General features: G+C 44.6%; 1 protein-coding gene. It reads right to left on the bottom strand.

Annotated elements, in window-relative coordinates:
- Positions 1-78: 78 nt before the first annotated feature.
- On the bottom strand, positions 79-1,428 hold the full coding sequence (locus EKM67_RS10650; protein ID WP_125578950.1) for an IS4 family transposase: 1,350 nt from the start codon (positions 1,426-1,428) through the stop codon (positions 79-81).
- Between the last annotated feature and the right edge of the window lie 136 nt (positions 1,429-1,564).

Raw genomic sequence — 1,564 nt, 5'->3', positions numbered from 1 at the left:
CTAAAGGTTGAAAGTACACAAATAGCCCTCGGGCCTTGTACCAGCACAGTTTCCTCATAAAAATTAGTCAATTAGACACTAAGCCACACTGCCTAGCATTCCAACAAGATTGCTGGGCAGTGTTTGCATAAATTTTTCAAGTAGTTCGTTCACCGTTGTCGAATCAATTGTTCCTTGTGTAGCTATACCACTGAAGAGTGTCATCAGACGCTTCAGTGCTTTTATAAACTCTATATCGGGTAATATACGGCCAAAGTCAAAGAACAGGTCACCTAGAGTCCGTTCATCAATATTTTCGCGCTGGCACAATGCAAGAATGTCGTAACTCAGCATGACCATAGCCAGATGGCCGCAAAGTCCGTCATAGCTCTGTGTTTGCGTGTGATCGAACTGGAGATATTGTTTACCAACCTTGAAGAAGCCTTCAATCTGCCAGCGACGACCATACATCTGAATAATCTCATCAGGCTTCATCGATATCTTTGTCGTCCCGAGCACGAGAAACTTTGATGGATCATGGCGGTTCGGCACGAATACCAGCTTAACTGCCATCACGTTGCCATTAACTTCAAACTGCACAACAGGACTGTACAGGTAATTATCATGCGTTGCGTAGCGGCTCTTTCGAAGACGTTCGTACAGGGATTTGACCGTCATTTGGCGTCCGCGATAGCGGAAGTAAACCTTGTCTGAACGCTTCAACATACCTAATCCGTCAACGCCAAGCGCTTGAAGGCGGGCAAACATCTTAGGTGATGTAAACCAGCTGTCAAAGAGAACCACCTTGGCCCGTGTTCCGTCCTTAAGTGCCTCTTCAACCAATTCCACGGCTACATCGCTCATCTTGCGACGAGCTTGTGTACGACGCTTAGCAGAAAGCGTACGACCGTCATATTGTTTCGTTGGTCCAAGTTGATTAGACGGTTTTGAAGAAGACATCAAGGCAAAGTTTAACGGCAAGAAGGTATTACCGTCACTCCAACCAAGCGTGAGTGCGCGGAACCCCTTGTAGAAACGCTGGTTATCATGATCAAACACCTTAGACAAAAGCTCAGTATGCTTAGAGAACTCACGCTTAAAGAGTGAATCATCAATGATGAGCGCCTGTATACGGCGCTTGTCTGTGAAGCCCTGAATGTATTCAATCAGATTCATACCCAGCATCAAAACTAGTCGTTGCCAGTTCATTCGAGCATCGTTTAAGCAATTGCGTACCGTTTTCGTGGTGAAGCGTGAGTCAGCGGTGGCACGTTCGAAAGAATAGCGCGAAAAGATAGTTCCAATCGCCCATTCAAAGAGTTCAGATATGTGAATTCCACGACTCTTATTAACGTTACAGGAGCGCAAGACCTTAGGAAGGTGGACCAATTTCGAAAAATGACGCATAGAACGGTGAAAATCAGTGCTAAATTGTTGTATAGTTGACATGGACATGAATTCTCCTTTGTATCGTAGGTTTAGTCGACTTAAGTATACTGATATGGAGCGATTCATGTCTATTTTTGTACGAAAAAATCCCCGTATGACGAGGATTCACTTGGAAGATTAACTTTCAACCTTTAGT

Source organism: Lapidilactobacillus mulanensis (genome assembly GCF_003946215.1).
GTDB lineage: Bacteria > Bacillota > Bacilli > Lactobacillales > Lactobacillaceae > Lapidilactobacillus > Lapidilactobacillus mulanensis.
Note: the sequence above shows the minus strand (reverse complement) of the source record. Positions and strands in the feature narration are given on the sequence as shown.

Excerpts from the sequence above, each read along its gene's own strand:
- EKM67_RS10650 (WP_125578950.1), bottom strand. The coding sequence starts at position 1,428 with ATGTCAACTATACAACAATTTAGCACTGATTTTCACCGTTCTATGCGT.